25 protein-coding genes and 1 pseudogene are annotated in these 24252 nt (G+C 61.7%); 18 read left to right on the top strand and 8 right to left on the bottom strand.

What is annotated here, in order from left to right:
• The first annotated feature begins 126 nt into the window (after positions 1–126).
• The 4 genes from purU (at position 127) to LAN64_06085 (ending at position 4366) form a co-directional block, all read left to right on the top strand.
• Positions 127–984, top strand: coding sequence for a formyltetrahydrofolate deformylase (purU, locus tag LAN64_06070; protein ID MBZ5567403.1), 858 nt, complete (start codon positions 127–129; stop codon positions 982–984).
• A 94-nt stretch (positions 985–1078) separates the two neighbouring features.
• Entirely contained in the window at positions 1079–1774 is a 696-nt protein-coding gene (locus tag LAN64_06075) for an alpha/beta fold hydrolase (GenBank protein MBZ5567404.1), read from the top strand.
• Positions 1775–1871: 97 nt separating this feature from the next.
• Positions 1872–2591 carry a DUF1326 domain-containing protein gene (locus tag LAN64_06080; protein ID MBZ5567405.1) on the top strand — a complete coding sequence of 240 codons (720 nt, stop codon included), beginning with the start codon at positions 1872–1874 and terminating at the stop codon, positions 2589–2591.
• Positions 2592–2845: 254 nt separating this feature from the next.
• Positions 2846–4366, top strand: a complete 1521-nt coding sequence (locus LAN64_06085; protein ID MBZ5567406.1) for a rhomboid family intramembrane serine protease — start codon at positions 2846–2848, stop codon at positions 4364–4366.
• A gap of 49 nt (positions 4367–4415) precedes the next feature.
• On the opposite strand, the gene LAN64_06090 is transcribed toward LAN64_06085, so the two are convergent.
• Together LAN64_06090 and LAN64_06095 are read right to left on the bottom strand one after the other, a co-directional pair.
• Positions 4416–5489, bottom strand: a complete 1074-nt coding sequence (locus LAN64_06090) for an alpha/beta fold hydrolase (GenBank protein ID MBZ5567407.1) — start codon at positions 5487–5489, stop codon at positions 4416–4418.
• A 104-nt stretch (positions 5490–5593) separates the two neighbouring features.
• On the bottom strand, positions 5594–5923 hold the full coding sequence (locus LAN64_06095; protein ID MBZ5567408.1) for a cytochrome c: 330 nt from the start codon (positions 5921–5923) through the stop codon (positions 5594–5596).
• Positions 5924–6292: 369 nt separating this feature from the next.
• Between LAN64_06095 and hemA the strand changes: the two genes are divergently transcribed.
• The 4 genes from hemA to LAN64_06115 all read left to right on the top strand — a co-directional run bounded on the left by hemA (position 6293) and on the right by LAN64_06115 (position 9406).
• Positions 6293–7591 carry a glutamyl-tRNA reductase gene (gene hemA, locus LAN64_06100; protein ID MBZ5567409.1) on the top strand — a complete coding sequence of 433 codons (1299 nt, stop codon included), beginning with the start codon at positions 6293–6295 and terminating at the stop codon, positions 7589–7591.
• Positions 7592–7712: 121 nt separating this feature from the next.
• Positions 7713–8381, top strand: coding sequence for a tetratricopeptide repeat protein (locus LAN64_06105; protein MBZ5567410.1), 669 nt, complete (start codon positions 7713–7715; stop codon positions 8379–8381).
• 233 nt (positions 8382–8614) lie between these two features.
• On the top strand, positions 8615–8866 hold the full coding sequence (locus LAN64_06110) for a hypothetical protein (GenBank protein ID MBZ5567411.1): 252 nt from the start codon (positions 8615–8617) through the stop codon (positions 8864–8866).
• A 27-nt stretch (positions 8867–8893) separates the two neighbouring features.
• Positions 8894–9406: a hypothetical protein gene (locus LAN64_06115; protein ID MBZ5567412.1), complete on the top strand. Its 513-nt coding sequence runs from the start codon at positions 8894–8896 to the stop codon at positions 9404–9406.
• A gap of 90 nt (positions 9407–9496) precedes the next feature.
• On the opposite strand, the gene chrA is transcribed toward LAN64_06115, so the two are convergent.
• On the bottom strand, positions 9497–10642 hold the full coding sequence (chrA, locus tag LAN64_06120; GenBank protein ID MBZ5567413.1) for a chromate efflux transporter: 1146 nt from the start codon (positions 10640–10642) through the stop codon (positions 9497–9499).
• A gap of 239 nt (positions 10643–10881) precedes the next feature.
• Between chrA and LAN64_06125 the strand changes: the two genes are divergently transcribed.
• From LAN64_06125 to LAN64_06150, 6 genes are all read left to right on the top strand, one after another.
• On the top strand, positions 10882–12312 hold the full coding sequence (locus tag LAN64_06125; protein MBZ5567414.1) for a cytochrome c biogenesis protein ResB: 1431 nt from the start codon (positions 10882–10884) through the stop codon (positions 12310–12312).
• Between the two features lie 24 nt (positions 12313–12336).
• On the top strand, positions 12337–13743 hold the full coding sequence (gene ccsB, locus LAN64_06130; protein MBZ5567415.1) for a c-type cytochrome biogenesis protein CcsB: 1407 nt from the start codon (positions 12337–12339) through the stop codon (positions 13741–13743).
• A gap of 499 nt (positions 13744–14242) precedes the next feature.
• Positions 14243–15304: a HAMP domain-containing protein gene (locus tag LAN64_06135; protein MBZ5567416.1), complete on the top strand. Its 1062-nt coding sequence runs from the start codon at positions 14243–14245 to the stop codon at positions 15302–15304.
• A gap of 90 nt (positions 15305–15394) precedes the next feature.
• On the top strand, positions 15395–15679 hold the full coding sequence (locus tag LAN64_06140; protein MBZ5567417.1) for a type II toxin-antitoxin system RelE/ParE family toxin: 285 nt from the start codon (positions 15395–15397) through the stop codon (positions 15677–15679).
• A 13-nt stretch (positions 15680–15692) separates the two neighbouring features.
• Positions 15693–16007, top strand: a complete 315-nt coding sequence (locus tag LAN64_06145) for a HigA family addiction module antidote protein (protein ID MBZ5567418.1) — start codon at positions 15693–15695, stop codon at positions 16005–16007.
• Positions 16008–16013: 6 nt separating this feature from the next.
• A complete protein-coding gene (locus LAN64_06150; GenBank protein MBZ5567419.1) occupies positions 16014–16439 on the top strand; it encodes a hypothetical protein in 426 nt (141 codons plus the stop codon).
• Positions 16440–16581: 142 nt separating this feature from the next.
• Here the strand turns inward: LAN64_06150 and tnpA are convergent.
• A pseudogene (tnpA, locus tag LAN64_06155) lies at positions 16582–17003 on the bottom strand (IS200/IS605 family transposase).
• Positions 17004–17247: 244 nt separating this feature from the next.
• Here tnpA and LAN64_06160 point away from each other — a divergent pair.
• The 3 genes from LAN64_06160 to LAN64_06170 all read left to right on the top strand — a co-directional run bounded on the left by LAN64_06160 (position 17248) and on the right by LAN64_06170 (position 19243).
• Complete coding sequence (locus LAN64_06160; GenBank protein ID MBZ5567420.1) at positions 17248–17472, top strand: hypothetical protein; 225 nt, start codon at positions 17248–17250, stop codon at positions 17470–17472.
• A complete protein-coding gene (locus tag LAN64_06165) occupies positions 17472–17717 on the top strand; it encodes a hypothetical protein (GenBank protein MBZ5567421.1) in 246 nt (81 codons plus the stop codon). The genes LAN64_06160 and LAN64_06165 overlap by 1 nt, the downstream gene beginning before the upstream one ends.
• 68 nt (positions 17718–17785) lie before the next feature.
• Positions 17786–19243 (top strand): sigma-54 dependent transcriptional regulator, encoded by a 1458-nt coding sequence (locus tag LAN64_06170; protein ID MBZ5567422.1) that lies wholly within the window; start codon positions 17786–17788, stop codon positions 19241–19243.
• Between the two features lie 175 nt (positions 19244–19418).
• On the opposite strand, the gene LAN64_06175 is transcribed toward LAN64_06170, so the two are convergent.
• The 3 genes from LAN64_06175 to LAN64_06185 all read right to left on the bottom strand — a co-directional run bounded on the left by LAN64_06175 (position 19419) and on the right by LAN64_06185 (position 21482).
• A complete protein-coding gene (locus LAN64_06175) occupies positions 19419–20333 on the bottom strand; it encodes a PilZ domain-containing protein (protein MBZ5567423.1) in 915 nt (304 codons plus the stop codon).
• A 196-nt stretch (positions 20334–20529) separates the two neighbouring features.
• Complete coding sequence (locus LAN64_06180; protein ID MBZ5567424.1) at positions 20530–20814, bottom strand: hypothetical protein; 285 nt, start codon at positions 20812–20814, stop codon at positions 20530–20532.
• Entirely contained in the window at positions 20811–21482 is a 672-nt protein-coding gene (locus LAN64_06185; GenBank protein ID MBZ5567425.1) for an HAD family hydrolase, read from the bottom strand. The genes LAN64_06180 and LAN64_06185 overlap by 4 nt, the downstream gene beginning before the upstream one ends.
• 239 nt (positions 21483–21721) lie before the next feature.
• Between LAN64_06185 and LAN64_06190 the strand changes: the two genes are divergently transcribed.
• On the top strand, positions 21722–22714 hold the full coding sequence (locus tag LAN64_06190; GenBank protein MBZ5567426.1) for a CPBP family intramembrane metalloprotease: 993 nt from the start codon (positions 21722–21724) through the stop codon (positions 22712–22714).
• Positions 22715–23216: 502 nt separating this feature from the next.
• Here the strand turns inward: LAN64_06190 and LAN64_06195 are convergent.
• Positions 23217–24164, bottom strand: coding sequence for an amidohydrolase family protein (locus LAN64_06195; GenBank protein MBZ5567427.1), 948 nt, complete (start codon positions 24162–24164; stop codon positions 23217–23219).
• Positions 24165–24252 lie beyond the last annotated feature (88 nt).

The following is a 24252-nucleotide window of genomic DNA, read 5'->3' on the forward strand; positions in this document are numbered from 1 at the left end:
CGGCATCTCCCGGCGGCGGCTCTGTTCTGGCGACAAATGTCATGCCACCAGTAGAATGCGGACAGTCGAGCGTCCCCGCTGCCCTGCGAAACTGCACGAAGTGTGTCTTTCGTACGGAGAAGAACGATGGAGCACGAAACAGCCGTACTGCTCATTTCCTGCCCCGACCAGAAGGGCCTTGTAGCCGGTGTTTCGGATTTTATTTACCGTCATGGGGGCAACATCGTCCATGCGGACCAACACATTGACCCACAGGAGGGCATCTTCTTTCAGCGAGTGGAGTGGGAGCTAAGCGGCTTCAACCTGGCCAGGGAGGAGATCGGCGATGCTTTCCGAGAGATTGCCGGGCGCCTGCAAATGCGCTGGCGGCTCCGCTTTTCATCGACCCTGACGCGGGTGGCGATCTTCGTTTCTAAGTACGATCACTGCCTGTTGGACCTGCTGCATAGCAGCCGGACCGGCGAGCTGCCCGGCGAGATTGCCGTCGTGGTGAGCAACCATCCGGACCTGGAACCGATTGTCGCCCCACTCGGCATTCCTTTCCATGTGTTCCCGATTACTCCGGAAAACAAATGCGCGCAGGAAGAGCAGGAGCTCAAATTACTCACCGAGCTGCGCGTCGACCTGGTGGTGCTGGCGAGATACATGCAAATTCTTACGCCGCATTTCCTGGAAAGCTATCCCAATCTCGTCATTAACATCCATCACTCGTTTCTACCGGCTTTCATCGGCAAGAAACCGTACCATCAGGCGTATGAGCGAGGCGTTAAGCTGATCGGCGCCACCAGTCATTATGTGACCGAAGAGCTGGACCAAGGTCCTATCATTGAACAGGATCTTTGCCGGGTGACGCACCGCGATTCCCTCGACGACTTGCTGCGCAAAGGCCGCGAGTTGGAGAGGAATGTACTCATCCGCTCAGTGCGATGGCATCTATTGCATCGCGTGCTGCCCTACGGAAGAAAAACCGTTGTGTTTGATTGATGGGGAGTCGATGGTCGATGGCCGCTGATCGATGGCCGCACGGAGTCCAGCGGCGGTCGCTAACCAGGAGCGCCGATCCGGGAGGAACGGCCTGATGAGGCGCGAGCCTGAAATCCGGCCATTCAGCGATGCGCCTGCCGACGAGGTTCCAGTTCGCGGCTTCCTGCACGTTCCCGCAAGTTCTTCCGGTGACGGGCTGGTCCTGACTCACGGCGCCGGGGCAAATTGCCGATCGCCGCTGCTGGTCGCCCTGGCGAGCGCGTTTTGCGAGGCAGGGATAACGGTGCTCTGCTGCGACCTCCCGTTCCGCCAGTTGCGGCCGCATGGACCGCCGCAACGCGGCAGCGCCAAACGCGACCAACGGGGACTGCGCCGGGCAGTCGAGTCGATTCGGCAGATGGTTGCGGGTCGCGTGTTTCTGGGCGGACATTCCTACGGTGGGCGTCAAGGGACGTTGCTGACGGCCAGCGCTCCGGGGCTGGCTGATGGACTGCTGTTGCTCTCCTACCCACTGCACCCGCCCAAACGTCAGGATCAACTAAGAACGGCGCATTTTCCAGACCTGCACACGCCGGCTCTGTTTGTAAGCGGCACACGCGACGGGTTCGGCGCCATCGAGGAACTGACGGCGGCGCTGAAGCTGATCCCCGCACGCGTGCAGTTGTTGGCAATCGAGGGTGCGGGGCATGAACTGATGAGCAAGCGGAACGCTGCCGAACTACCGACAGCGGTCAAGAATGCTTTCGCCGAAATGTTCCGGCGCGCCACAGTGGACGCGAGCTCCAGATAGCTGGCGGTGTCGCGCGGCGCCGCCGACCCTCACCCCTCAACTTGCAAGCAACAGCCCAATGGCCGCATAATCTCACGCTACATAAGGGGGTGAGTCTATGCGTAGAGTGGCATTGCTGGCTGTCCTTACCCTGCTCGGCATTACCGCCGGTCACACGTCCGCGCCCATGGCGGACTGGGCGATCAATGCGACCGCGGTTGAGGCCTGCAGTTGTCCTCATTTCTGCATCTGCTATTTCAACTCGCACCCGGCGGCGCACCACGAGAACGGCAAATCCGGCCACTACTGCAAGTTCAACAACGCTTATAAAGTCAACAAGGGCCATTACGGCAACACCAGTCTGGCGGGCGCCAAGTTCTGGATCACCGGCGACCTGGGCAGCGACTTCTCGCATGGCGAGATGGACTGGGCGTTGGTGACATTCGACAAAGCTACTACGCCCAAACAACGCAAGGCGCTGGGCGAGATCCTGGGCCACATGTTTCCGGTGAAGTGGAAATCGTTCCAGACCGCCGAGGGCGACATCGAGTGGACCGCCGACAAGAACCAGGCGCACGCCAGCATCAATGGCGGCAAGGTTGCCGAGGTCAAGCTGAAGCGGTTCCAGGGCATGACGAATGAACCTGCCGTGCTGAAGAATGTCAGATACTGGGGAACGCCGCGCAACGACGGTTTCGTCATGATGCCGAATGAGTTCGAAGCCTATCGGGAAGGCCCGAAGGCGTTCGAGTTCAAACGCACCAACGGATTCATGCTCACCTTCGACATGACCTCGAAGGATGTAGCGCCGAAAAAGGGATCATCGATGGGCTACTGAGAACCGCGTCTCGTTCGCTTGCGCCGGAATGATCCGGCGCTTTTTTTTCGCGCGCAATGGTACTGCACCCGGACTGCCGGCACGTCACGGTTCGGCCAACGCAGCATAAGGTTTCAAACCCGGCAGCAAGGAGGCTGGGCAATCATCGGGTCAAGTGCATTATTACTATCCGAACGTACGTACACGAAAGTTACCTTCCCTTGTGTCAATTTTTCCCGGACTCTAGTTGCTAATTCCCTAGAAGGGGATGCGCAATGCTCCTCCCAATCCGGCATGAAAACATGACGGCGCGGCGATGGCCTGTCGTCACGCTGACGCTGATTGTCCTCAACACGCTTGCGTTCCTCCTCACGCACTCGACGATCGAGAAGCAAGCAGCGGACCTCGGGCCGGTGAAGGCGCACATCCTGATGCTGGCCGCCTCGCACCCGGAATTGAAGATGCCGGAGGACGCGCGGCAGTTCGTCACCACCTTCCGCGAACACAATCCCGGCCTGTGGAAGGAACTCCAGCATCCCAGCCGTCAACTTGCGGATGGGTTCGATGTGCGGATGCGTCTGATGGAGGACGCGGATCCGCTGCAAGCGGAGATGAACTCGCTGGCGAAGCAATACAGCGAGCTGGCCGGGGCCGCGCTGACCGAGCAGTATGCGTTCGTTCCGGCGCATCCCAAGCCACTGGCGTATATCACCGCGAACTTTCTGCACGGCGGGTGGCTGCACCTGATCGGCAACATGTGGTTCCTGTGGCTGGCGGGCTTCGTGCTCGAGGACGCGTGGGGCCGGGTCCTGTATTCCGTCGTGTATGTGATCGCCGGCGTCGCCGCGCTGCAGGTTCACGCCTGGGCTAACGCCGGCAGCCTGGTCCCGACGCTGGGGGCTTCCGGCGCGGTGGCGGCGCTGATGGGTGCCTTCCTGGTGCGCTTCCCCAAGATGCGCATCGAGATGATGTGGCTGTGGATGTGGATGTTCCGCATTCGCGTTCACCGCTTCAAGGCGCCGGCCTACACGCTGCTGCCGGTGTGGCTGCTGATGGAAGTTTTCTACGGCTCGCTGTTCGGGAAGATGAGCGGCGTAGCGCACTGGGCGCACGTCGGCGGGTTCGTATTCGGCATGGTGGCGGCGGCGGTCCTGCACTTCACGGGCCTGGAACAGGTGGCTAACAAGGCCATCGAGGAGAAAGTCAGCTTGACGGCTGACCCGGAGATCACGCGGGCCAGCGAGTTGATAGACGGTGGCCAGTTCGACGAAGCCTTGACGGTCCTGGCCAATCACATGGCGGCGCAGCCGGACTCGATTGACGCCTGCAACCTGCTGCAACAGCTTCACTGGCGCAAGGGCGACATCCCCGCTTATCACGACGCGATTACGAAGCTCTGCACCCTGCATCTGAAGCACCGGTACGACGAAGCCGGGTGGCAAGATTACGAAGAATTCCTGAACTCCGGCGGCAAGCGGATGCCGGCCGCGACGTGGCTGGGCTTGTGTCGGGCGGCGGAGGGACTGCAGTTGTACGATCGCGCTCTCGCCGAATACGACAAGCTGGCGGCGGCCCATCCTACCGGGCGCGAGGCGGTTATGGCGAAGGCGGGTGCGGGCAGGATCTGCCTGGCGCGGCTGAACCGTCCGCAGGATGCCCTGCGCTATTTTGAAGCGGCGGCGGCTTCACCGGTGCCTCACTTGGACCTGGAGACTAATATCGACGCCGGGATTCGCGAGGCCAAGGCGGCAATCTCGCCTGGTGCAAACGCGGCTGCGGCTGTCGCGCGCGCGTAGGACATGTGCGTGAACCGTCTTTTCTAGCTGCTACGAAACAGCAGGCTCCCTATTTCTGTTCCGAGTCGCGCAGCAGTTGCACCAGGTACTGCTTCCAGAACGCGGCCCAGGTGTGGGTGCCGTGGCCGCGGGTTTGGTCGGTGGCCTGGATGAGGTGGAACGTGCCGCGCGGGATGCGCTTGACCTCGCTTTCCGGCGTACTCAGTTCGGGCGGATTGACGAAGTCGTCGGTGGTGTTGATCCACATCAGCGGGGCGCGGATTTTTTCCAGGTTGGGTGAGGGGTTGTAATTCCGCGAGGAATCGAACTGGTTGAGCATGTCGTTGGCGTCGAGCGATTTCACCCGCGGCTCGACGGCTTCTTCCACAAATTCATTGGCATCGTCGCGGGTGGGATAGAGCCTCTGCCACAGCAGTGGCGCGCTGCCGGCGATGGCGAGGATATACACGGCGGAGCGCAGGCCGTTAACCGGCTCATCTTTGTATTCGCCGTTGTTCCACGCCGGATCGAGTTTGATGGAATCAATCACCGCCTTGCGCCACATGCGATTGCGCCCGGCGATCTGCACCGTCTGGCAGGCCATGGGCATGAGCGCGTCCATGAAGTCGGGATAGGTCTCGCCCCAGACGAAGGAGTGCATGCAACCCATCGAGGTGCCGAAGATCAGCCGCAGATGCTGCACCCCGAGGCCCTCGCTGACGAGCAGGTGCTGGGCGGCGACCATGTCGTCGTAATCGTATTGCGGGAAGCGCATGCGCAGGCCGTTGCTGGGCTTGCTGGAACCGCCGTGGCCGACGTTGTCGGGCAGGATGATGTAGTAGCGGGTGGCGTCCAGGGGCTGGCCGGGACCGAAGAGTACGTTGGCGAACTGCGGCTGCGTGAACTGCTTCCAGGAGCCTCCGGTGCCGTGCAGGATGAGCACCGCGTTGGTGATCTGGCCGCGGGCGTCACGATGAGGCACTCCGATGGTGGCGTAGTGCAGGCGCAGTTCGGGGAGGGACTCGCCGTCGTGGAATTTGAAATTCTTCGCCGTGTAGTCGCCTTCCTTGGGCGCGGGGTAGTCGGCGGCGAAGCAGGAAGTCGCACACAGCAGAAAGAGAGCGGTGATTATGCGGTGGGTCATGGCGGAGGAAGGGTAGCAGAGTTGAGGAAAGGGAGTCAGTAGTCAGGAGTCGCTAGTCGGGGCCACAGGCGGTTAGCCTCTCGCTGACTCCTGACTCCTGCGACCTACTTCTTCAAACTGCGAATGAACTTCACCAGCTCATCGACCTGCGCGGGGCTCAGCTTGCCGGCATAGGCGGGCATCTTGGGCGGCTTGCCCTTTTCGATGAGGTCTTTCAAGTCCTTATCCGACGCCTTCTGCACGTCGGCCGAGCCCAGGTCTTTCAGCTTCAGGCTCTTGCCCATGGGGGTACTGCCGGCGCCGTCCTTGCCGTGGCAGGCGGCGCACTTGGAGGCGAACAGGTCGGGACCGGTATCGGCGGCCGTGGCAAAGGCGGGCAGCATGAGGCCGGCAACCAGGACGAGCAATGAGACCTTGAGCAGCAGCTTTTTCATTATCTCCTTCTCTCCATTCCGACTCGGGGAAACGAGTTATGAGTATAAACACCAGCCGACGCAGTTAGATGCGCCTTCGTGAAGACGGTCTGCCCGGCGCATTGTGGGAAACGAAATAACTGCCGTGCGCTGGCGTAAGCGGCAGCAAGTCTTGGGCGCGAAAAAACGCGCCTCAAGGGTGATATCCCACAACCAGACGCTGCCTGGCGCCGGCGCGGACCTCCGGTCCGCGCGGTAACCCATTGAAAACACGATAGATGTTACGCTGGCCGGACTCATTCCCGTTTGGCACCAAGGGTGCGATTAACAAGCCGGATCGCAATCCGAGCCAGAGGATTCATGGATACCCACGGGAGATCGGAGAGCCGCTTGGAACCCTGCTTGATGGTCATCGGCGTGAACTACCGGACGGCGCCGGTTGCAGTGCGAGAACGTTTCTGGATCAGTGAGCCGCGCCGCTACGAGGCGCTGGTGCAATTGTCGCGCGCCCAGGCGATTGACGAGGTGGCGGTGCTTGCGACCTGCAACCGCACCGAGTTCATCCTGTGGACGCGTGATGCGGCGGCGGCGTCGGGCTCGGTGCTGAATTTCTTGACCCGCGAATACGGCCTCAAGCTCTGCGAGTGGAAACACTTCTACCGCAAGATAGATGAGCAGGCGCTCACGCACGTCTTCCGCGTGGCCAGCAGCCTGGACTCGATGATCGTGGGCGAGCCGGAGATCGTGGCCCAGGTGAAGGCGGCGTGGGCAGTGGCGCAGCAGGTTGGGACGACCGGACGCTTCCTCGATTCCGTGTTTCAGAAGGCGCTGACGGTTTCCAAGCGCGTGCGCAACGAGACCGCGATTTCCAACGCGGCGGTTTCGGTGCCGTACGCGGCGGTGCAACTGGCAAAGCAGATTTTCGGGTCGCTGCAGGACCGCAAGGTGCTGTTGCTGGGCGCCGGCAAGATGAGCGAGACGGCGGCCCGCTACCTGATCAAGAACGGCGCCAACGATGTGCGGGTAATGAACCGCACGCTGGAGCATGCGCAGGAACTGGCCACGGCGCTCAACGGAAAAGCCTTCCGCCTGGAAGAACGTCTGGCCCAGGTGCGCGAGGCGGACGTCGTGATCAGCTCGACTTCGTGCCCGCACGTGATCCTTACCCGCGATGAGATGGAACAGATCGTCGAGCGGCGCGATGGAGCGCCGCTGTTGCTGGTGGACATCGCGGTGCCGCGGGACATCGACCCGGAAGTGCGCCAGGTGAACGGCGTCTTCCTCTACGACATTGACGAGCTGGAGCAGGTCACGAAGAAGAACGAGGGCGAGCGCAAGAACGCGGCGGCGGGCGCGGAGAAGATCGTCGCCGAGGAAGCGCGGGCGTTTCGCGGCAAACTGGCCGCCGAGCGCGTGGTGCCGACCATCGTGGCGCTGCGCGGGCGGCTGGAAGAAATCTCCCGGCAAGAAGTGGAAGCCTTCAAGCAGGAGGCCGGCCCGTTCACCGAGGAGCAGGTCAGGACGCTGGAGACGCTGGCGGCGCGGATCACGCAGCGTATTTCAGGGTTGCTGGCGCGCGAGCTGAAGGAAGTACCAGAAAAGCTGGAGCAGGACCGCATGACCGAAGCGGTGCAGCGGTTGTTTCACCTGGAGCAGCTTCAGCAGGCGGTCGCGGAGACGAGGAATTGAGAGAGGTAGCCCGTAGTCGGTAGTCCGTAGTCCGGGAAAAGCAGGGTTTGAATGGATCTGGAAAGCCCACCTGGGCTACCGACTGCGGAATACCGACTGCGGAATTCGAAGTGAGGGAGTAATGGCGAGGAACGGAATCGGAAACGGGAAGAACGAGGTTGTGACCGTCCAGGGGTGGACGACGCTGCAGGCGTACACGGTGGCATGTGTTTGCCTGTTGCTGGGCGGAGTGATCGGCTACTTGCTGCGCGGTTCGGAGCCCGCTGCGGTGGTCCCGGTGCAGGCGGCGCAGGTGCAGGGCAACATAGGCCCGGCGCAAATTCCGGGTTTCGGTAGCCTGCCGGGCGGCGGCAATTCGCCCGAACTGGTGGACAAGGCCGCGCAGCCGATGCTGGAAGCGCTGAAGAGGAATCCCAAGGACGCGGAGACGCTGGCCAAAGTCGGGAACCTGTATTACGACGCGCAGCTTTATACGAGGGCCATCGAGTATTACCAGCAGGCGTTAAGAATCACGCCCAGCAATGTCGACGTCCGCACCGACATGGGCACGGCCCTTTTCTACCTGGGCGATGCCGACAAAGCGTTGGCGGAATTCCAGAAGTCGCTTTCATACCAATCCAATCATCCGAACACCTTGTTTAATACCGGGATCGTAAAGTGGCAGGGAAAGAAAGACACCACGGGAGCGATCGCGGCCTGGGAGCAGTTGCTGAAGACCAACCCGGGATATCCGGAACGCCAGAAAGTGGAGGATTTGCTGAACCGGGCCAAGGAACACGCAAAGGGTTAGGCGCAGGCGGCCGCCCTGATGTGCCTTAATCCAGGCACGGTAGGGCCTGGGGACAAAAGCCGTCACGCACCACCGGAGGAAGCTTTCTCCTACACCTCATCCGGCTTCCTCCGGTTTCTCAGTGGGCCACTGTACGACTAGAAAAGCCGGAGGAACCCTTTCTTCCCCCTCATACTGGTTCCTCCGGATTTTTTTTGCCGCGGCCGAAGACGCGCGCAACCATTGAGGCAGATATGGAAACTTATCTGATAGCGGCATTCTTTGTGTTCGTGGGTCTTGCCTACATAATCTTCGGGAAGATCTCGAGTGTGGCGTACGCCGCCAGGCCATTCGATCCGGAGAGTCCGCCACGTTCACCGGCGCGATACTTCTGGAAGGTATACCGCGAACTTCACCCGGAGAGTTTTCTACCGCAAGCCTGCGCGGCGTGCGTCATCATTGCCCTGATGATCCTGCTTGCGGCCCTGCTCATCCTCATGCACTGACGCGGCGGGAGCCGGCGCTGCGGTATCATGCCTTACATGATTGGTATTCGTCGTTTCTTGCCTCTGTTTCTGTTCGCCGCTGCTGCAGTTTCCGCGGCACAGCAGGCGCCCGCCAAGCCGAACTTCACCGGGACATGGAATGTGGATCTGCAGAAGAGCGATTTCGGCGGCCTGGAGACGCCGCAGTCGGCCCGCTACCTGATCCGGCAACTGGGGTCCAAGATCGAAATGCAATACGAGCTGGACAGTCACGTCACGCGGGTGGACGTCACCCCGGACGGCGAGGAGCACGTGCTCGAAACCGGGCCCGATACCGAGAACCTGGCAAGGGTGTACTGGTCGGGCTCCGTGCTGGTGTTCGAGGGGCGGGTCCGGCCGCTGCCTTCCAGCAGCGCGCTGCCGGTGAAATGGACCAGCCGGTGGTCGCTGTCGCCGGACAAGAAGGTTCTGACCATCGAGCGCCACCTCTCCAGCGATCGCGCGACAGCGGATCAGAAAGTCGTGTTCAACAAGGAAGCAGCGAAGGGGAAGGCACAGTAGCAGGCTTCAGGCTCCGGGCTTCGGGCGCAAAGCACTTGCGTCAGTGCAGTATGGTAGCTCGTTGCTGGAAGCTCCACCCCCAACTACCAACTACCAACGCCCCCATACGAGTAACCCGATCAAGCCCGCGACCATAATCAGCCAAGCGGAGTTCACCCGCGTCCAAGTCAGGATCGCAAAACTCACCAGGAAGATGAGGATTGTCGGCACATCGAGGATGGCCGCGCGGCCGAGCTGAATGGTTACGACCGCGATGAGCGCAACCGAGCCGGCGATCACTCCATCCAGCGCGGCGCCGGCAACGCGCGACCGGCGCAGGGCCCGTACCAGCGGTTCGCTGATCGCCACATAAACAAACGCCGGCAGGAACATGGCGATGGTGGCTGCCAGAGCGCCAACGGGACCGGCCAGCAAGTAGCCGAGAAACGTCGCGGCGGTCGAGAGGGGGCCGGGTGTGACCTGGCCGACGGCGACCGCGTCCAGCAGTTGCGAGTTGGTCACCCAGTGCCAGTGATCTACCAGGTCACTGCGCAAAAAGGCGACGAGGACGTATCCGCTGCCGAACAGCACCGAGCCGATTTTCAGGAAGTAAATAAAAATGGATGCGAGCCCGACCGACGGAGCGGCAGCCGCACTCGTCGGCAGAAGAAAGACCAGGGCGGCGCGGAGGTCGCGCGGGCTGCGGCGCATTGCCTCGAACGCAGCGCCGACGAGCGCGGCGGCGGCCAGCAGCCAAATCGGGTGCGGACTGAAATATCCGGCCACGGCGGCGGCGACCGCGATCGCCACCAGCAGTGTCGTTTTCAGGGCGCTGACCGCGTAGCGCCACAAGGCGCGCGCGATGATGGCGATGATCACCGGCTTGACCGCGTAGAGGAAGGCGTTCATCTGCGGCAGCGCGCCGAACCGCATGTACGCCCAGGCGAGCGCGATGACCAAAATCGCCGAAGGAGCAATGAAGCAGACGCCGCCCAGAACAAGGCCGGCCCAGCCGCCGCGCGCGTAGCCGAGATAGATGGCCATCTCGGTGGAGTTGGGGCCGGGCAGCAGGTTGATGGCGCCGAGAAAGTCAAGAAAGCGCTCGCGGGTGAGCCAGGGGCGGCGGTTGACGCACTCGTCTTCCATCATGGCAAGATGCGCCGGAGGCCCGCCGAATCCCGTGACGCCGATTTTGAGGAAGACGAGCGCGATTTCGCCCAGCGAGTGCCGTGCCGCGTTGTCAGGTTCTGCGTGCATCGAGCGCAAGAGCAGTAGTAAGTACGCAGTCCTCGATGGTCAAGAGAAAAGCAAGGGCAAAGCAAGGGCAAAGCCACCCCTGCGGGGGATTCCGCGCCCCGGCATCACACAGGTGGGTGATATGGCCCATCGCCCCCGTCCACAGTCCTCCCTCGTGTGGTTAAATGGTTGCTTCCCAACAGCTTGGGTGAACCGCCTGTATGGCCGGAAACGTGCATTTTTGTCTGTAGAGGAGTGAAATGGCTGCCAAGTCCAGTGTGGGAAACCGCATATTCCGAGCCTTTGCCTCCGTCAAGACGGGAATCATTCTGCTCATCATCCTGGGAGTGGTCGCCGCGGCTGGCACTTTGATTCTGCAGCGGCCCATGACCGATGCCGACCAGATGGCCCGCGCCTACGCGCCGCAAACCCTGCGCTGGCTTGACCAAACCGGCCTGACGGACGTGTATCACAGTTGGTGGTTCGCGCTGCTGATGGCGGTGCTGGGTGTCAGCATCGTGTTCGCCTCCATCGACCGTTTCCCGAAAGCGTGGCGGCTGGTGTCGCGTCCGTATCGCCGCCCCGAACCGCATTTCCGCGCCGTGCTACCCATGCAGCGGAGTCTGGCGATCAGCCATGCGGAAGCTGGCATTATCGCGGCGGAGAAAGCATTCCGCAACGCCGGGCTCAAGCCACAACGCACCGTCGAAAACAACCAGACCGCCATCTACGCCGAGAAGAACCGCTGGTCACCGCTTGCGGTTTACGTGGTGCATACCAGCCTGCTGCTGATCCTGGCGGGCGGCATCGTCGACGCCTTCCTCGGCTACAAGGGCTATCTGATGCTCACGCCCGGCCAGAGCGCCTCGAAACTGGAGCAACCGAACGGCGTCACGCGCCCGCTGCCCTTCACTCTGCGCTGCGACGGCACCGGTCAGGAAAATTATCCCGACGGCACGCCCAAGAAGTGGTGGTCGAAGCTCACTGTCATCGACAAGGGCCGCGAGGTTCTGCGCAAGGAGATCGTGGTCAACGATCCGCTGGTCACGCACGGTATCCGCTTTTATCAATCGGGCTACGGGCAGACGGGCGAAGTCGAGTCGCTGCTGCTCAACGCCACTGCCAAAGGCGAAACCAGGCAGATCACGCTGCGTCTCAACCAGGCGGCGCAACTCGATGCCGATACCAAGGTCGCGCTGGCCGATTTCATTCCCGACTTCGTAATGCGCGACGGCCAGGTCTACGCCCGCTCGAAGGACCCGGTGAATCCGGCGATCCGGCTGGTCATCACCAACACGGCGACGCAGGCGAAGAGTGAAGTCTGGCTGTTCCCGGCCATGCACCAGCAGAGCGGCAGCTCGCCCTACCAGTTCGAATTTGCCGACATGCAGATGGCCGCCTACACCGGCCTGCAAGTCTCGCACGAGCCCGGCCAGTGGCTGGTGTGGGCCGGATGCTTGTTGATGGCCGTCGGCTTGGTCATGGCGTTCTACCTGGTGCATCAGCGCTTTTGGGCGATCGCGGTCGAAACCAAGAACGGCCTGGCACTGTGGGTCGGCGCCGCCGCCGACAAAAACCGTGAACACTACCAGGAGAGCTTCACCAAGTTAGTGGAAGACATTCGCGCCGAACTAGACAGGCAGGACGAACAGGAGAGCGTCCCCGCCGGCAAACGACTGGTTCAGGCGTAGGAAGAGATGAGGGAGGAGTAAATCATGTCGCGTGCCGTGGCGAGAATTGAACAACATCCCGCGAGCTCCAACAACGGCTTGCTGATCGGCGTCGCGCTGGGGATGGCGTTTCTGACATTCATGGCGTTTCTGAGCGTGGTGAAGCAGGGCAATCTGTTCAACGAGAGCAACCTGCTCTACCTGGCGCTGATTTTCTACGGCGGCGCCTCGGCGCTGTACATCGGCTTCGGCGTCACCGGGGTGGAGCGCTACGTCAAATTCGCTTCCCTCGCGACCGCGATCGGTTTCGCCGCCAACACGCTGGCCGCCGGACACCGCTGGTACATTGCGGGACGTCCGCCCTTCGCCAATATCTACGAGATGCTGCTGAGCTTTGTGTGGACCGTAGCCGCGCTCACGCTGCTCGCCGAGCGCAAGTACAAAGTGAAGGTGATCGGCACGGTCACGATGCCGCTGGCGGTCACCGGAGTCATCCTGATGCAGCTTTTGCCCTCGGCGGTGCACCCGCTGGTTCCGGCGCTGCAATCCACCTGGCTGCAGGTGCACGTCACGCTGGCGATGCTGGCCTACGCCGCCTGCGCGCTCAGCTTCGCATTGGCCATGATGTTCCTTATCCAAGACCAGATGAAGACCGAAACTTTCCTCGCTACCACCAGCGGAATTGTTACGGCAATTTATCTCGGCATCATGACGCGATTCGAAAAGTGGGGCGGACTGGTCGTTTCCGCCTGGGATGCGCAGAACAAGGAAGAAATCTTCATCCAGAAGGGCGTGCGGTTGATGGTCACCATCCCCGACCTGGGCTGGATCTTCCTGCTGGTGCTGCTCGCCTCGGTGGTACCGCTGGCGATTTACGCCATGGCTAAGTGGAGGAAGCGGGAAAACTTTCTGACCGTGGCTAACCGCGCGGTGTTCATCAGCATTGCGCTGCAGGTAATCGCGCTCGGCGGGTTCATTCTGCGCACGCGCGGCGCGGCCTATGCCTCCCTTGACGCCGACGGCTTGTTCCCCACCGCGCTGGCCGCCAGCCCGTTTATTCTTTCCGGGCTGATCACCGCGATCTTCGCATCGCTACTCTACCTGATGCTTTATTGGCGGCGCGCCGGCCTGGAGCGCCTGCTGCCCAGCGCCGACGCGCTCGACCGCATCACCTACAAAACGATCGGCATCGCCTTCCCGCTGCTGACCGCGATGATCGCCGTCGGCGCCTACTGGGCCAACCAGACTTGGGGTTCGTACTGGAGCTGGGACCCGAAGGAAACCTGGGCGGCAATCACCTGGCTGGTGTACGCCGGCTATCTGCACATGCGCATTACCCGCGGCTGGCGCGGGCGCCGTGCGGCGTACTTCGCGATCCTGGGCTTCGCGGTCGTGATGTTCACCTTCTTCGGCGTCACCTACCTGCTGCCGGGCTTGCACGCGTACGCATAGGTACATGTACCTTGAATTGAGCGCCAATTTGGAACTGCAACTGCTACAGTAAGTATCCAGGAGGGCATAGCTTCGGCTTTGCCATTCGAAGGCGGGAAGCAACGGGTTTTAGGCCCTGCGCGAACCGCAGACAATTTGGTTTTACATAGTTTCACGTTTCAAGGTTTCCGTTTTACGGATCCGCAGCCTTGAAACGTGAAGCTTTTTGAGGGCAGTTTCAGGTTTCGGTTTCAGTCATCCGCGTTTGCCCCAGCTTCGTCGTTAGGGCAGTCTAGGATTGTCTGTCTCGGTACCTTGGGTGCCGCAGGCCTTTCAGGCCTGCGGCGACTCCCAGCAATCACGCCGGCTTCAGCCGCTGAGGTACATGGAACGGCGGCTACACTATTTTCGAATCCGGTCTAGCCGCTACGCCCGCTGCTGAAAACTGAAACTGAAACTGAAACTCGAAACTCTTCTGCGCGCTACAATCTCCCTAACGACTCCTCGCGAGGAGAACTCCTTGCTCCGTCTGCGCCTGAACTGGCAGCTCAGGGCACTTTTGCCGGTGCTGGCCGTGTTGTTGAACGGCCTGCTGCTGTTCATCCTGGCGACCCTGTCGCTGGGCGCGGGCGAGCGCCGCACCGTGCTGGTGGTCGCCACCGTGGGCGCCATCGCCATCTGCGCCGTGCTGGTGCTGACCCTTAGCCTGGTGCTCAGCGGGCCAATGGCGGAACTGGAGGACAAAATCCAGCGCGTGCGCGACGGCGATTTGAATGTCACGGTCAGCTTCGCCGCGCGCACCGACGACATCGGCCAGCTTGGCCGCAACTTCAACCAGATGGTCACGCAACTGCGCGAGTCGCGCCAGGAGATCGAACGCCTGCATAACACGCAGATGTCGCGCGCCGAGCACTTGGCCACGCTGGGCGAACTCGCCGCCGGTTTGGCGCACGAGATTCGCAATCCGCTGGCGGGCATTGCCGGCGTGATTGATATCATCGGGCGCGACCTGCCGGAGACGAGTCCCGCGCGCGACGTGCTTAAGGACGTCAAGCAGGAAGTCATGCGCGTCAACCGCATCGTCACCGACCTGCTGCAGACGGCGCGTCCCAAGCCGCCCGATTATCGCGCCGCCGACCTGAATGCCACCGCCGAACATGCCGTCATCTTCGCGCGCCAGCAGGCGCTGTCCAAGCCGGTGAAGGTCGAGCTGCACAGGTCCGACGGGCAGTTGCTGGTGGAACACGATACCGGGCAGATTCACCAGGTGCTGCTCAACCTGTTGCTGAACGCGATTCAGGCGATGGATCACGCTGCAGCCGAGCCAGGGCAGGTGGACGTGGATGTTTCCGCGCGCGATGGCCTGGCCGTGGTCAGCGTGCGCGACACCGGCAAGGGCATCAAGCCCGAGCACCTGCCCTACATCTTCCGCCCCTTCTACACCACCAAGGGCCGCGGCACCGGACTGGGCCTGTCGCTGGCGCGCCGCATCGTGGAAGATCACGGAGGAAAGATCACGGTGCAGAGCGAAGTGGGCAAGGGCTCGACGTTTGAGGTGCTGCTGCCGCTCAGGCGTGGTTAGCAGCCGCGTTTGCTGCGATGTTCTTACCATCATGTTATACATTAATAATGCTTGACATGATCAATGACATAATCTAGTGTCAGGGCATTCGTGATCAAGTCTTTTGCCGATGCCGAAACGGCGAAATTTTGGCAAACCGGGAAAAGCGCAAAGAGGCCGCCGGGAAATTTGCGATCCGTATCAAAGCGGAAGTTGCAAATGGTAGATGCGGCTGTGGCACTGGACGACCTCAAGAGTCCTCCCGGAAATAAGCTCCATCCTCTTGAACGCGAACGGTCCCATCAACACGCGATCTGGATCAATGACCAGTGGCGCGTGGCGTTTACGTGGAAAGATGGCGATGCGTACGAGGTCGAAATCACGGACTACCACTGAGCGGAGGCTGCGCATGTCATATCAACGGAGTGGGCCAGCGGCTTGGGCCTTGCACCCCGGAGAGATTCTCAAACAGGAGTTTCTTAAGCCGCTCAAATTGTCGGGTTATGCGTTGGCCAAGGGGATTAGAGTTACCCCGCAAAGCGTCAGCGACATTGTCTTGAAGAAGAAGGGAATCAGTGCGGATATGGCCGTCCGTCTCGGCGTATTCTTCAACACGACGCCTGAATTCTGGATGAACCTGCAAGCGGCCTACGAATTGGCGACCGCAAGGCAGCAGAACAAAAAGCAAGTCGCCAAGATACGACCCTACCATCACGCAGCTTGACGACACATGCTCTCCCCATCGCGCAAGGCGGCCCAATCCTATGGCCAAAATACAGCTGACCTGAAAGCGAAGGGGCAGGGCGATTCACGAAAGGCGGTCACCGAGGCGCTCAAGAAAGATCGCTTTGTCCTCAGCGGCGACGGCGCGGACTACAAGCTTGAAAAGCCGATCAAAACCACCTTCGCCGACAAGGGCTTTGCCGTGGACTATCAGGTCGGCACCATCAATAAGAAGCCTGCATATGTCACCGTGATCGGCGATCAAGACACCCTGCCGAAATCCTCCGATCTAGACGCGGCATTTGGAGACATTAAGAGCGCCAAGACGCCCACCGGGCCTGCGCTGTTCCAGGATTGTGCTGGCGAACGAGTTTGTGTCGAGACGAGAATTATCGAGGGCAAGCCCGTGTGCGTCAAATGGAAGTGCAAGTGAACTATTGTGGGTAGCAATCCGGGCCTACCCAAGGGGGCTTCACAAATGCCAGCCCCGCAGGGGCGGCAGAACCCAGCCCGGCACGTGAGTGCCGGGAAAAGCGCATTTGAACAATTCCGAGTCCCGCCAGGGACGGCAGAGTTCACGACATCCCGTGGCGCGCCAGGATTTTCGCCAATTCCTCGCAGAAGCCACGCTTCTGATGGTGTTCCTTCTGGTGAAGAATGTAATCCACCGTGGCCTCGGTCTGCGAAATGCTCACGCTGAAAGCGGAATATCCTTCCTGCCACTGGAACGGCCTGCCGGTCTGCTCGTGAATCCAATGCGATGAATTCGCCTTGATCTTTTGCACGGCGGTTGCTAACGCATTGTCGGCGGGAGCAGAAGAAGAGTGTGCACATGATCGGCCATGCCGCCGACGGCGATGGCGGTCATCCCGCAACGCCGCGCGATGCCGCCGATGAAGGCCCAGGCGCGATCCTGCAAGTCATCCGGAACAGCGTGGTCGCGGTTCTTCGCCGAGAAGATGCAGTGAACGCGGAGAGAGACGCGAGTATGGTTCACGCCAGCCGAATCTATCGCGTCGGGAGGCGGGCTCTGCCGTCCCTGCGGGCCTCGCGATCATATTCGATTTCCAACCCGGCACCACGTGCCGGGCTGGGTTCTGCGGCGCGCCCCGCAAGATCGGCAACCCACAATCGGCATCAACAATGCCTTTCCCAGTTCGCCACGCGCATGCACCATTTGGGTGTAAAATGATGCAATGGCAGTAGCGAAACGAGTATCGGCAAAACGGGTCCGCCGGAGTGTGACGCTGCCGCGCGAAGTTGCAAATCAGGTCGACGCCTTGGCGAAACGGCGCCGTCTCAGCGATAACCGCGTTCTGGTGGAGTTGATCGAACAAGGGATCGAAGCCCAAAAACAGAGAGAGCGCGATTTCTTCAAACTCGCCGAACGGTTTCGCGCCGCGTCGGATCCCGAACAAGTGAAGAGCCTGGGCGACGAATTGGGCCGCATGGTCTTCGGCGAGTAATGCCCCAGATCGAAACCTGGTCGCGCCTTCCGCATGCCATTCGAGACCATCTGGTCGAACGTATGCACGACCGTAATGTCGGTCTCAGCGACCTAAACCGGCTGCGAATCTGGATGGAATCGAAGCCGGAAGTGCCGGAAGGGCCATGGTACAAGGACTTTGGCTCATTCAAGCTGTGCGGCGAAGGCAAATTTCCGAAGACCTTTCTGCTGCCGGGGCAGGCGGCCTTGGGACGGAAGCTTTAGGCTGGTCAAGCCCGGCAGTGAGGTTTGTCACAACGCCTTGTGCGTCCGGCGTAGTAGAGTAATTAGAGATGTCGCGAGACAAAGTCCTCATCGTCGATGACGAGAAGCTGGTGCGCTGGTCGCTGCGCCAGAAGTGCGAGGAGTGGGGATACCAGACGGTCGAGGCGGAAAACGGCCAGGCCGCGCTGAAGCTCGCCCACAACGAGTCGCCCGACTTGGTGCTGCTCGACGTGCGCCTGCCCGACATCGGCGGCCTGGAAGTGCTGCAGCAGCTTAAGCAGAATGGCGACGCGCGCGCGGTCATCATGATCACCGCCGATCCGCAGCTCGACGACGTGAAGGCGGCGCTCAAGCTGGGCGCCTACGACTTTGTCGGCAAGCCGATTAATTTCGACGAGCTCGCCGTCACCACCAAAAACGCGCTGGAAGCCACCAAGCTGAAGACCGAAGTCGAGGCGCTGCGCGGACAGGTGCGGCGCAAGACGGGATATCACGAGGTCATCGGCGTCTCGAAAAAAATGACCGAGCTGATGGGCTTCGTGCGCAAGGTTGCGTCCAGCGAAGCCACCACCATTCTCATCCAGGGCGAAAGCGGCACCGGCAAGGATCTGATCGCCAAGGCCATTCACTACGAGAGCACGCGCCACGAGAAGCCGTTTGTCGCCATCAACTGCTCGGCGATCCCGGAAATGCTGATGGAGGCCGAGCTGTTCGGGCACGAGCGCGGCGCCTTTACCGACGCCAAGCAGATGAAGAAGGGCCTGTTCGAAATGGCTGACGGCGGCACGCTGTTTTTGGACGAGATCGGAGAGCTCTCGCCGCTGCTGCAGGCCAAGCTGCTGCGGGTGCTGGAAGACCAGGTGATCCGGCGCGTCGGCGGCGTCAAAGACATGCAGGTGGACGTGCGCGTCATCGCGGCCAGCAATCGCGACTTGGAAAAAGCGGTGCGCGAGGGTCAATTCCGCCAGGATTTGTATTACCGGCTGGCGATCATCTCGATCTTTCTGCCGCCGCTGCGCGAGCGCAAGGAAGACATCCTGCCGATGGTCGATTTCTTCATCGAGCGCTACAACCGCAGGTTTCGGAAAGCGATTCGCGGGATCACCGACGAGAGCCGCAAACTGCTGCTCGCCCATGACTGGCCCGGCAATGTACGCGAGCTGAAAAACGCCATCGAGCGCGCCATGATCCTGGAGGAAGAAGATTCGCTCTGCCCGGTTTATCTGCCGTTCTCGGTGGGCCGCGCGCCGAGCGGGATGACGGCGTTCGAAGCGGTCGCCGGAGAAAGCGCGCAGCCGCTCCCGAACGGGCGCAGCCTGCCGCGCCTGTCGATTCCCGAGGGCGGGACATCGCTGGAGGAAGTCGAGCGAACGCTGGTGGATATGGCGATGCTGCAGGCCAACGGAAACCAGACCCATGCCGCCCGCCTGCTCGACATCAGCCGCGACGCCCTGCGCTATAAGCTGAAAAAATACGGACTGATGCATGGCGAAGAAGAACCAGCGGATTCCGCGGAAGCTTCTTAAGGTCAGATGTAAGAAGTAAGAGTGAAGAAGTAGAACCATGAAGCCGTCAAGCCGAGAGCAGTCGAGCCAGAATACAAAGCGAAGATTCCTACTTCTGACTTCTGCATTCCGACTTCTTAATTTCTTCCAGTTCCTCCACCTCGATCACGGGCGCATATCGACATCATTTTCGCGGTTAGGCATGGATGAATTCCTTCGTGGCGTGCTTCACTTGTTCGATCAGGTTGAGGAAGTCCTGGCGTGAGAGCGTATCGTGCGAGCCGAACCAGAGCAGGATCGCCTCGTCGAGCTCTTGGCTGGGAGTGTTGTCGGCGCGCGCGGGCTTCGGCGGCGCGGGCGGTGCCGAAGCCTCCGCCGCGGCTTCGCCGCTCAGTTCCGCAACGACGCGGTGCAGTTTCTCCGCATCGCCGGGCGCGATCTTGGTGAACTCAACGCCCATGCCGCAAGTCGGCGTGGAAACGCGCACGATGCCTTCCAGTCGCATGCTGCGGCTATTGACCGCGAGTTCCATGCGGATTCCGGTGCCGACGCGGACAGGCGACATCATCTCGATATAGCAGCCGCCGAGGCTGATTTCGTTGAGGCGGCCGGTGATGGCATGTTCCTGACCGTTCTCCCAGATGCCAGCGACGCCGGCGCAGTTGAAACGCGGATAGCGACGGCGTTCCTGCAGCCGCCGCTGGGTTTCGCGGCGCTCCAAGGCGGCATGATCCAGGGGCGCAGCCGCGGGCGCGGCAGCGGGATCGACGTAAGGGTCCGCTTCGGCGCCGAGCCCGGGAAAGTTGGCTGCGGGCAGATGCTCGGCGAACAGCAGCGCCGCCCCTTCCAGCCCTTCGAGGCCGGCCACATCGTCGCCATCCTTTCCCGGGTGCCCGATCCAGGCGACGCGATAGCTCGCCCGCTTGCCCTTGTATTCCACCTGGACGGGATCGCCACGGCCGCGCAAGCAGCGCACCCCGCGCAGGCGCGCGCCGCCCGGACTGATCTCCACCGTAGTCGCGCTCTGGGTGAACGGATTGCCGTTGCTGTCCAGGCCGGAGATAGTCACCGGGAGGGCGATGCGGAGCCGCTTCTGTTGGCGTCTGCCCATAATGTCGTTGCGCACGATTAGCGTGGCGTCTAACCACTTAGCGTAGACGGGATTGCGCCGAAACGGTCCACCGCGCGGGGCAATTTCCCGCGGCTCCGTTCGGTTTCTGCACGGGTGCAGATTTGGGAACGTGGCGAGGCTGCTGCGGCGATCTGCCGGAAGGGTGATGGCGCGGCGCGACGGGCGCTGTGTAAGGCTATTCGTAGTCGATGCGCTGCTCGGTATGGCGGGCGAGGTACCAGCAGGGCGGATGACCGAGGTGTGGAAAGAGCGAATGGACGCAGGGCTGCGCCTCGGGTTCGGCGAACATGTAACTGGTCTTCTGCTTGGTCTTGTGCAGGGCGTAATAACGATAGACCGTGACCGATCCGAGCGGCTCGCGATTGGGGATGCGGAAGCGAAGCGAGAGTTCGTCGCCGCCGTAGATGATTGCGAGGACGGCAACCGCATAGAGCAAGGCGCGCGCGAATTTTCGCCTCATGTGCCGGGCGCCAGGAGTTCGAGATGGATGGCCTCACGGCCGGGCGCGGCGGTGACGGCGAGGTGGATGTCGGAGAGGCGCATGATGAGCACGTCGGCGTGGCGGAGTTCTTCCAGCGCGTAAGTGGTGGGAAGGGCGACAACGCGCATGCCCGCGGCTTTGCCAGCTTGGATGCCGGAAGGCGCGTCCTCGATGACAACGCACTGGCGCGGTTGGAAACCAAGCGCGGCGGCGCCTTTCAGGTAGGGTTCGGGATCGGGCTTGCCGCAGGTGATGTCGTCGGCCGAAACCATCGTCCGAGGAACAGGCAGGCTGACGGCACGCAGGCGCGTGGTGGCCAGGGCGCGCGTGGCAGAGGTCACCACGGCCCAGCGGTCGGGAGGAATGTTGGCGAGCAGGTCGGCGGCGCCGGGAATGGCGCGGAGGCCGTCGAGGTCGGCGATTTCGCGCTGCTCTAGGAGGTTGGCTTCGGCGGCGGCGTCGAGTTGAGGCGCGACCTCACGGATGGTTTCGATGGTCGGGCGGCCGTGCGCGACATGGATGACCTGGGTGGGATCGAGATGGTGTTCGCGCGCCCAGATGGACCATTGGCGCTCGACCGCGGGCCGGGATTCGATGAGCACGCCATCGAGGTCGAAGAGGATGGCGGAGCAGGAGAACTTGCGCATAGTTTCAGTTTCGAGGTGCAGTTTCGGGTTCGCTCTGCAACGTTTGAGACCGAATCAACATTGTCGATTGCCGATTGGGCCGGACCTGAGTCTGTGATCGGCATCGCAGTCGGTACCCATATCTATTGTAGCGGGCGGGAAATACATGGCGCTCGGGGCGAGCGCGCTCCAACTTCATCCCTGAGTGCCGCGCCGGCATCCTATGACCGATGACCAGTTCGGCAGGGAGTGATAGCACCATGTCGCCGCCGAGCGTGCAACGCACCGAGCGCTTCAACGCGATGCCGTGGGCTGTGACGCTGGCGGCGCTATTGGTGGCGTTCGGGTTGGTGGCGCGGCGCTATGACATGAGCACGCGCATCGGTGGCCACATGGCGAGCGCGTTTGCCAGCTTCTCGCTGTTGCTGGCGCCGTACTGGGCGTTTGGATTTGGAGCGGCGGGTGCGCTACGGCGAGCGCTGACCAACCCAATGGCGCGCGTGCTGGCGCCGGGAGCCCTGCTGGTCGCGTACCTGGTGTTCGCGATTCCGCGGGGAGAGTTTCGCTGGTACTACGCGGCCGTTCTGTTCGCCATCCCGGTGGGACTGGCGGCGATGTTTGAGTTCGTGCCGCCGCGTGATGGCGCATTGAGCTGGCAGGATGTGGCCGCACTGGTGGTGGTAGGAGCGCCGGTGGAGTTTCGTCTGCTGGCGGGAGCGTGGCCGCATCCGGGGCTGAGCGCGCTGCCGAAGTTTCTGCTGGTGGACGGTGCGCTGTACGCGTTTCTGGTGGTGCGCGGGCTGGAGGGAGTGGGGTTCGATTTTCGTATACGCCTGCGCGATGTTGCGATCGGGCTACGCGAGTGGGCGCTTTATGCGCCGATCGCGATTGGGCTGGGACTGGCGCTGGGGTTCATTCATTGGACTCCCCGGAAGCCGGACGCGGCAGTGATGGCAGCCTCGTACCTGATCACGTTTTTCTTTGTCGCCGTTCCCGAGGAGTTCTTCTTTCGCGGGCTGCTGCAGAACCTGCTGGAGCCGCGAGTGGGGCGCGGGCGCGCGCTGGCGTTGGCGGCGGTGATCTTTGGGCTGGCGCATTTCAACAAGCCGCTGCCATTCAATTGGCGGTACGTGATCATGGCGACGATGGCGGGCGTGTTTTATGGGAGAGCGTGGCTGGACCGGCGGCGGCTGACGGCTTCGGCGATCACGCACGCGACGGTGGATGTGGTGTGGGGATTGTGGTGGAAGTAGGCGGGCAGGCTTTCGGGAGGGTCTGATCAACTCCGGTTTTTGAAGGGGACGGCCTTCAGGCCGCCCGTAAATGCCGCAGAAATAGCACGGCTTTAGCCGCTGAAGGACTGACGACGTACTTGATCAGAGTTTCCTTAGGCTTCAGGCTTCAGGCGCAAGGCTGCAACAAACGAATCTCCCGCAATAAGCTATGATGGATATGGCCACAAGGGGCCGCAATCATGCCTGAATGGATGTGGTTTGTTGTTGTCGTGGCAGCTTGGGTGGTGGTGACGCAGTGGCTCTTGCCTAAGCTGGGAATTCCGACCTGAAGAAGCGCCGCCTGCTCCGTCGAGGATCGACGGAAAAAAAGTCCGGAGTCGCAAGTCCCGAGTACCGAGTCACGACAATAGTTTGCTCCTACGGTTTCTGCGAACTCTCGCCGTGCTTGCGGCTCTCTTGTCCTCACTGACACTCAAACCCAGGACTGCCGCCCTGGGCTAAAGCGGACGTCCCTGCGGGACTATCTTTCGGCGGCTAAGATTTCGGTGAGGGCTGAGCGCGGGGTGCGCGAGACGGGCGGCTGGTCAAAGGCGAAGACGCGCCGGGCATTAAGGCGGAGAAAATGTTCCCTGGTTTCGGGCAGCATAGGCAGGGAATCGGCAGCGCGCAGGGCATCAGACCAATCCATTCCGTTGCTGCCCCACATACATCGTTCCTGAAAGACTCCTGAAAAGAAGTTCGATTGTGGGTCGTCGCGCTCGGAATGGCGCGCTCTCCAAGATTCCTTCAGATGGACCAAAGCGCCGGGATCGAGGGCGAAGAAGACGTTCTCGCAACGACCGGCGATGGCGGCGATATCGGCCAACTGGGGATGAAGCTGCGCCAGGACGAGGGAGAGATCCTGAAAATCGCAGACGAGCTGGCCGGCGTTGTCAGGCAGATTGCAGGTGGCGGGTAATTGCACGAGCACGGGAACGGCGAGTTCGGCGGCCTTGGCGAACAGCGGGTAGATGCGCGCGTCGGTGAGCGGGAGCTTGAAACTGTCGGCGTGCAGGTAGACGCCGCGAAAAGCATGGGCGGTGACGGCGAGTTCGATCTCGCGGAGGCTCTCGGTGATGTCGAAGGGGTTGTAGCCGGCGAGGCCGATGAAGCGGGAAGAGGATTCGGTGTAGCGGAGGACGTCTTCGAGGCGAGTGTCGACGCACATCCACTGGCGTTCGCAGGACCACTTCTTGCATTGCGAGACCAGGGCCTGGCCGATGCCGGCTTGGTCCAGTTGGGCTTCGCTGGGCGGGTGAAGCGGGCAGGAACCGGGTGAGGTGCGGGAACTGGGGTGGAAGAGGACGTCGATGGCGGCGTGAGTTGCGAGTTGCGAGTTGTAAGGTGTGAACAAAAGTCCCTCGGCGGCTAGGCCGCCAGTCCACTCGAAGCTCAACCGCAGGGCTTCGGCGCTCGGCGCCTCGGTCACGGCTGAAGCCGGAACCTACCGAGCCCTGCTCTACCGGGCACAGCGATGGACGGCGAGCAGGTCATGGGCAAGCTGAAGGCCCTGCTCT

It is taken from the genome of Terriglobia bacterium, from assembly GCA_020073185.1.
Classification (GTDB): domain Bacteria; phylum Acidobacteriota; class Terriglobia; order Terriglobales; family Acidobacteriaceae; genus JAIQGF01.

What these genes read in the sequence shown, in the direction of transcription:
- purU (MBZ5567403.1), top strand. Translation starts at nt 127, where the DNA reads ATGGAGCACGAAACAGCCGTACTGCTCATTTCCTGCCCCGACCAGAAG.
- LAN64_06075 (MBZ5567404.1), top strand. Translation starts at nt 1,079, where the DNA reads ATGAGGCGCGAGCCTGAAATCCGGCCATTCAGCGATGCGCCTGCCGAC.
- LAN64_06080 (MBZ5567405.1), top strand. Translation starts at nt 1,872, where the DNA reads ATGCGTAGAGTGGCATTGCTGGCTGTCCTTACCCTGCTCGGCATTACC.
- LAN64_06085 (MBZ5567406.1), top strand. Translation starts at nt 2,846, where the DNA reads ATGCTCCTCCCAATCCGGCATGAAAACATGACGGCGCGGCGATGGCCT.
- LAN64_06090 (MBZ5567407.1), bottom strand. Translation starts at nt 5,489, where the DNA reads ATGACCCACCGCATAATCACCGCTCTCTTTCTGCTGTGTGCGACTTCC.
- LAN64_06095 (MBZ5567408.1), bottom strand. Translation starts at nt 5,923, where the DNA reads ATGAAAAAGCTGCTGCTCAAGGTCTCATTGCTCGTCCTGGTTGCCGGC.
- LAN64_06105 (MBZ5567410.1), top strand. Translation starts at nt 7,713, where the DNA reads ATGGCGAGGAACGGAATCGGAAACGGGAAGAACGAGGTTGTGACCGTC.
- LAN64_06110 (MBZ5567411.1), top strand. Translation starts at nt 8,615, where the DNA reads ATGGAAACTTATCTGATAGCGGCATTCTTTGTGTTCGTGGGTCTTGCC.
- LAN64_06115 (MBZ5567412.1), top strand. Translation starts at nt 8,894, where the DNA reads ATGCCTTACATGATTGGTATTCGTCGTTTCTTGCCTCTGTTTCTGTTC.
- chrA (MBZ5567413.1), bottom strand. Translation starts at nt 10,642, where the DNA reads ATGCACGCAGAACCTGACAACGCGGCACGGCACTCGCTGGGCGAAATC.
- LAN64_06125 (MBZ5567414.1), top strand. Translation starts at nt 10,882, where the DNA reads ATGGCTGCCAAGTCCAGTGTGGGAAACCGCATATTCCGAGCCTTTGCC.
- ccsB (MBZ5567415.1), top strand. Translation starts at nt 12,337, where the DNA reads ATGTCGCGTGCCGTGGCGAGAATTGAACAACATCCCGCGAGCTCCAAC.
- LAN64_06145 (MBZ5567418.1), top strand. Translation starts at nt 15,693, where the DNA reads ATGTCATATCAACGGAGTGGGCCAGCGGCTTGGGCCTTGCACCCCGGA.
- LAN64_06150 (MBZ5567419.1), top strand. Translation starts at nt 16,014, where the DNA reads ATGCTCTCCCCATCGCGCAAGGCGGCCCAATCCTATGGCCAAAATACA.
- LAN64_06165 (MBZ5567421.1), top strand. Translation starts at nt 17,472, where the DNA reads ATGCCCCAGATCGAAACCTGGTCGCGCCTTCCGCATGCCATTCGAGAC.
- LAN64_06170 (MBZ5567422.1), top strand. Translation starts at nt 17,786, where the DNA reads ATGTCGCGAGACAAAGTCCTCATCGTCGATGACGAGAAGCTGGTGCGC.
- LAN64_06175 (MBZ5567423.1), bottom strand. Translation starts at nt 20,333, where the DNA reads ATGGGCAGACGCCAACAGAAGCGGCTCCGCATCGCCCTCCCGGTGACT.
- LAN64_06180 (MBZ5567424.1), bottom strand. Translation starts at nt 20,814, where the DNA reads ATGAGGCGAAAATTCGCGCGCGCCTTGCTCTATGCGGTTGCCGTCCTC.
- LAN64_06185 (MBZ5567425.1), bottom strand. Translation starts at nt 21,482, where the DNA reads ATGCGCAAGTTCTCCTGCTCCGCCATCCTCTTCGACCTCGATGGCGTG.
- LAN64_06190 (MBZ5567426.1), top strand. Translation starts at nt 21,722, where the DNA reads ATGTCGCCGCCGAGCGTGCAACGCACCGAGCGCTTCAACGCGATGCCG.